The sequence below is a fragment of the Bacillus sp. UNC41MFS5 genome (genome assembly GCF_000686805.1).
Map to the genome: position 1 here is coordinate 1 of NZ_JMLP01000044.1, position 5,706 is coordinate 5,706.

At 36.1% G+C, this 5,706-nt stretch carries 7 protein-coding genes; 2 read left to right on the forward strand and 5 right to left on the reverse strand.

Translation table 11 applies throughout. The annotated features are described in order from the left end of the window. The first annotated feature begins 261 nt into the window (after positions 1-261). Positions 262-423, forward strand: a complete 162-nt coding sequence (locus BR30_RS36785) for a hypothetical protein (protein ID WP_155928670.1) — start codon at positions 262-264, stop codon at positions 421-423. 58 nt (positions 424-481) lie between these two features. Here the strand turns inward: BR30_RS36785 and dltD are convergent, their stop codons facing one another. Genes dltD through BR30_RS38460 form a run of 5 tightly spaced genes read right to left on the reverse strand, consistent with a single transcriptional unit; the run spans position 482 to position 4,739 of the window. Beyond that, complete coding sequence (gene dltD / locus BR30_RS0116005; RefSeq protein ID WP_026565861.1) at positions 482-1,660, reverse strand: D-alanyl-lipoteichoic acid biosynthesis protein DltD; 1,179 nt, start codon at positions 1,658-1,660, stop codon at positions 482-484. After that, positions 1,660-1,893 carry a D-alanine--poly(phosphoribitol) ligase subunit DltC gene (gene dltC, locus BR30_RS0116010; protein ID WP_035445672.1) on the reverse strand — a complete coding sequence of 78 codons (234 nt, stop codon included), beginning with the start codon at positions 1,891-1,893 and terminating at the stop codon, positions 1,660-1,662. Before dltC ends, dltD begins: the two co-directional genes overlap by 1 nt. A 17-nt stretch (positions 1,894-1,910) precedes the next feature. Continuing rightward, on the reverse strand, positions 1,911-3,059 hold the full coding sequence (gene dltB, locus BR30_RS0116015; RefSeq protein ID WP_026565863.1) for a D-alanyl-lipoteichoic acid biosynthesis protein DltB: 1,149 nt from the start codon (positions 3,057-3,059) through the stop codon (positions 1,911-1,913). Further along, positions 3,056-4,576: a D-alanine--poly(phosphoribitol) ligase subunit DltA gene (gene dltA / locus BR30_RS0116020; RefSeq protein ID WP_026565864.1), complete on the reverse strand. Its 1,521-nt coding sequence runs from the start codon at positions 4,574-4,576 to the stop codon at positions 3,056-3,058. The genes dltB and dltA overlap by 4 nt, the downstream gene beginning before the upstream one ends. Before the next feature lie 10 nt (positions 4,577-4,586). Beyond that, positions 4,587-4,739, reverse strand: coding sequence for a teichoic acid D-Ala incorporation-associated protein DltX (locus BR30_RS38460; protein ID WP_081416022.1), 153 nt, complete (start codon positions 4,737-4,739; stop codon positions 4,587-4,589). Between the two features lie 458 nt (positions 4,740-5,197). Between BR30_RS38460 and BR30_RS0116030 the strand changes: the two genes are divergently transcribed. Next, positions 5,198-5,383 carry a hypothetical protein gene (locus BR30_RS0116030; RefSeq protein WP_026565865.1) on the forward strand — a complete coding sequence of 62 codons (186 nt, stop codon included), beginning with the start codon at positions 5,198-5,200 and terminating at the stop codon, positions 5,381-5,383. The last annotated feature ends 323 nt before the right edge of the window (positions 5,384-5,706 follow it).

Consider the following 5,706-nt stretch of genomic DNA (forward strand, 5'->3'; position numbering starts at 1 on the left):
TTGATCGAAATTCTTTCAATTAGTTGATTTTGTTTGTCTTGCATTTTAAACTTCATAATAGAGCTTCCTCCTAAGAATGATTTTGTGTTGTGTGTGTATAATCATCTTACTGAGGGGCTCTATTTTTTACAAACGTGAAAAATAGATCTCTACAGGAATTCTAACGGGTGCAAAAGTTGAACAATGAGTTGTTGAGGCAGATCCTTTAATTGATTCACTAACGGTTTATTGATAAGCACATTATAAAAAAGGAGAAAGAAAATGAATTGGTTATCAAATGTTTATGCGACCCTTTCTGGATTAGCTGTTTCCATAATAGGGACTTTTTTAGACTTTCCTGAACCTCTAGTTTCCTTTTTAGTCATTATCATTATTGTGTACTTCCTTGTACTCCGAGTATTCCGAATAAATTGTAATCAATAATGCCTAGAAAACGAAAAAGAAGTCTACCTCTTAATAGGGATTAGACTTCTTTTTCGTATTATTTTTGTTTTTCAAATTGTAGAATACCTTTGTCAACAGATACCCATCCTTTATACCCCAGATGGATCGTATCTTTAAAGAAATATTTATCGTACTCATGACCGGATAAATCTAAAATAGGAAATCCGTTCTTTTCAATTTGTTTTTTAACCTTCACATAATAATCCGTGCGTCCTTTGGTTGGAAAACCGGTATAATCTGACCAGTAACCATTGACTGGAACGGAAACAAATAAAGGTTTTGCATGGGCTTCTTTTAGTACATCGAGGACCAGTTGCAGATCTTGATATTGTCTAGATTTTGCATAACTTGCTCCCTTTTTATACCCTTGAAGTTTATCCAATTTAGGTTGTAACATGGCTTTATAATACAAATCATTCACATAGAACGGATTGGTTGTTGTTTTTTTTGCAGCCATATGGCCGGCAGCGTCTTCAAGCTCAGCCCATGATTTATTCTGTGTGAGGGCTGGTTTTGGATGAAGTTTTTTCAAATGGACATCTAGTAAAGAAAGGATTAAATCTCTTCGTTCCAACAAATGTAAAAAACCATAAGCAAACGGCTTGATGACCGTGGCTTTGGTTTGGTGCCATTTATCATGATATACATTCGCCTCCAAAAGAGAAGAAAGCATCCAATCACTTTTGACTACATTAAAGGCTAAAAGGCGCTTTGAACCTTCTGTCACTAATGGGTGATTCACTTTTGGGTTTAACGCAAATTGGTATCCTTGTAAAACAGAAAAGTTGGGTGCAAAGTGGGATTCATCCGAGCCTTTAGGCACAAACCATTGTGGTGATAAGACGAAAACTATCCTTTTGCCTTTTAACTTATCTGCATGAGCTGAAAAGTTTAAAAAGTGAATGAGTGCCTCAGTCCCCCCGGTTCCGACTAAAAACGGCGTGAAGCCCTGTGGATTCACATGAAAATAGTTTGACGGATGAAAAGGGTCTAATCGAGCCAATTCAGAAGAACCATAAATAGGCAAATAGGCAGGATTTTCCAACATCTTATGTTGAACTAAATAGCCTTGAAACATTTTGCGGTCTAATCCTGCTGCATCTCGCTCCACCAACTTCTCATTAATCAAAGGCAGTAACCATTGGGCTGGAAAAAACAAAAGAATGGAAAATAAGATGACTGCCACAATTAAGGGTTTAAAGGAGGAGCGGACCATTACCGATTCTCCAATTGACCAATAATTGCATTCGGAGTATTCCATTCTTCTCTGACAAAATCAGAAATCCCCACTGTGATCTCTAAACGTTCTTCAATTTCAACAAGCAATGAAACCGTTCCGAACGAATCCAATAGACCTTCCTTAAATAAATCGATATTTAAATTTTCTCTTACAATATCCGAATCACAAATCTCTTCTAAAATATCCAACACTGTCTCTTTTACTGACATGATAATTCCTCCTAATATTAAAATAATCGACCGGAAAAGATTAAAAATCCAAAGCAAATGAAGTGGAAGGTGATGACGATCGAGATTGCATGTGTCCATTTATTCTTTTTCCAGAATGAGTATTTTTTGTTTTTTCGTGCAAACCAATCAAAACTGATGATTAAAAGAGCATGATATAACCCATACACAATATAGTGAAGTTCCAGACCGTGCCATACCCCCATTAATAAAAAGAGAAGCAGGTAACCAAGATAGGAAATGGTGAAACGGTTTTTGATCCACTTTTTCTTTTGCATTATGAAGGCAAATCGCATGTACACATAATCCCGGAACCAAAATGAAAGTGACATGTGCCAACGGTTCCAAAAGTCTTTAATATTTCTGCTCAAAAAAGGAAGATTAAAGTTTTCAGGCGTTTTAACCCCCATAATATAGCTGAAACCGATGGCAAAGTTGCTGTATCCAGCAAAGTCAAAAAATAAATATAAACTGTACAGATACATATAACTAATATCGGATAGCAGCGTATGGTTTTGGATAAAAAGTGTTGAAATTAATTTACTATTGATGAGAAACCCGATAATAAATTTATATAAAAAGCCTAAAAAAATCTTATTAATTCCCTTATAAAGAAGCTCATGATACTCTTCTCTGGAAGGAACGGTGCCTATATCCTTTTTAAAACGTTTGTAACGGTCGATTGGACCGGAGGATATGGTTGGAAAAAACAATAAAAACGAAAGTTGTTCTTTTATGGTCAAAGATGTTAACGAACCATCTCGAATATCAATTACCATTTGGACATTTTTAAAGTTTAAATAAGAAATTCCTAAAAATCCAAACCAGTTATTCAATTCGAAGGCAGGCAAGATTTTTATTAACAATAAAGGGATGATGGAAAGAAAAATAGCAAGATAAAAAACAAGTGACGAATTTTGCTTTGATCGATACCGTATATAAACGGAAACAAGGATGATCTCCCAAATGACATAGGCAATAAAGGAATACGCTTGATGAAGGTCAGCTGCGAATGCCATAAAGAGAACGACAAACGTAACGAGAGCGTTATACCAACCTAACCTTTTTTTCCGGTATCCCGCTGCTACGACAGGGATAAGCAAGATGCCAACAATCATAAAATAAAGTAAAGCTGCATAGGGCGTCATGCAGTAACCTCATGTAATACTCTTTTTCGGTCTACCTTGCCGTTATTCGTCATGGGAAGAGCTGGGCGATAAACAAACTTTCTCGGTACCATGTATTGCGGTAATAGAGCACGTAATTCTTTTTTTAACTGACTGGTAAGTTGAAATTCCTTTTCGAATTTATGTGGAGCTGGGACGATCACCGCTGTTAAAAATTCGCATTTCCCGTCTTTGTAATTAGGTACAATCATAACGTTTTGTACTAACGGCAGGGAAGAAAGCTGTGCCTCAATCTCTTCAAGCTCCATTCTGTATCCATTCACTTTCACTTGGAAATCCATTCTTCCTGCGTAAAATAACAATCCATCTTTTTTATAGCCAAGGTCTCCTGTTTTATAAGCAGGCTGCCCATTGAGGACGAAAAATGATTTACGAGTCAAACCTGGTTGATTCAAATACCCTTTGCTCACATGAGGTCCGGTTATAACAATTTGACCTTTTTCCCCATCTGGTTGTTCATCAAGTGATTCTGACAGAATATAAACTTCGCCATCTTTTTTCGAAATGCCAATTGGCAATGATTCGTACTTTTCAATCAAGGAATCATCCACATTGATACTTGTTGCTGCTACTGTACATTCAGTAGGACCATACGAATTGAATACAGTGGCATTTGGGAACCTCTTTCTCAATTTTAAAGCCGTTGCACTTGGTAATGCTTCTCCGCAAAATAAAAATGTTGTTAATTCAGGGAGTAGAGATGCTGAAAACTGTTCATCCGATAAGCAATAGTCCACAAAGGATGGAGTAGACGTCCAAATATTCGCGGAGGACTTTTCAAGCGATAAAAATAATTCTTTAGGCGCTGCCACATACTCTTTGGGCAGCATCCAAAGGGTTCCTCCTAAGAATAAACTAGGGAACAGATCCATCACTGACAAATCAAACGAAAAAGGTGCTTGGTTTAAAAAGACTTGATGGTTTGCTAAACCGAAGTCATTCGTCATCCAGTGAGTAAAACTCATTAAATTGTTGTAAGAAATTTGGACACCTTTTGGATTTCCTGTGCTCCCTGACGTATAGATGATATAAAAGTTTTCATCATTGAGAACATATGACTCGGAAGAAACGGTTTTTCCTTGATTCTTTACGAGTGCATCTCGTAAACGATCTCCATTCAAAGGATGGGATAGATGTTCCAAACCTACTTGAGGCAGATCAATAGGTGATAGCATCATTTTAGCTCCAGAATCTTCTATAATTTTTGCAATTCTTTCATCTGGAATAGATGTATCAACCGGAATATACGGATGACCTGATTTAACGCATGCTAAAAAACAAACAAGCATTAATGGTTCCATGTGACCATAAACCACAATAGGAGTAGAATCATCCAGCAAAAGATTGTTTAAAAAATAAGCTAAAGACTCGGACATATTATAAAGCTGCCTATATGTAAGGCTCTCATTTCCGCATGAAAAAACGGTCTTTTCAGGACATAATTCAGACCATTTTTGTAGTTGTGAATAAAAATTCATGGTGTCACCTCTAAAATTCGTTATAAATAAAAGTACCGGAATTTTTAAATCCATAAATGGTTAGTAAGCCTAACAGAATTAAAAAATAAAATAACAATCTCATCATCCACCTTGTGGTAGGATGACAGAATAAAGATTTTACATAATGAAAAAATGAATTCATAAATGCCTCCTAACTGGGAAGTAAAGCACTTGATGATTTTACTATGAAATCCTATTTGATTTAGGATTTTAATCAAAATTTAATCCTTGGCTTTTGACAGATTAGTGGAATTTAGAATAAAGGGAGCAGGAAATGTATGAGGAATTTAATATTTTTGAAAAGGAACGGGGATTTTTGTAAATGTCATAGGTTCGCTTGTTAAACGGGATCATGGTCCCAACCAGCCTGAAACATGTTTATACAAGTAGGGGGTGAACAGTTTAGCTGACGGAATCGAGTCCCACGGGTGCGACGTTCTACCCCGACTACCGATATAATAAAACTATATAAAAAAAGGTCAACCAGAAAAATCTGGCTAACCTTATATTACGAACGGGTGCTTTAGTTTTACAACAAATGGGCTGTTGCGGTGGTCCTTTTCTTATTTTTTACTAACCTGGGTAAAAAGGAGTAACTTTATGACATTTAAAAAATACATGATTGCTGTATTTATTGCTGTAATTCTTTCTATTGTTATTCGTTCCATACTTCGTTCCAATGGTATCCACAATTTTCTTAGCGAAAACTCAACTGGTCAAGCAATGTTATATTTGGTCATTTTTGCATTGTGTTACTTATTCTTTAAAAGACAGTCTGATAAATAAGACTTATATAAATGAATTTTCAAGAGATTGTGAAGCATTGTACTGATATGAACGAAACTGTCAATGCTCCCTACCAAATTGGTTTTGGTTTCGGTTTTTGGGCAACTTTAAGAAGAGAAGCGTTTTTCGGCTTCTTCGCTTTTTAGTTGGGTTTCAGCCTTTTCAAGGCTAGGGAATCTCCTTCTCAGCTTACTAACTGCTCCTCAATCTCCAAATTGGCTGTCAAGTGCTCTCCTTGACAGCCAATTTGGAGATTGAGATACTTTTTAAAGCTGAGAATGAATAAAATTACTCCTTTCATATTAATATAAAAAGTTAAGCAC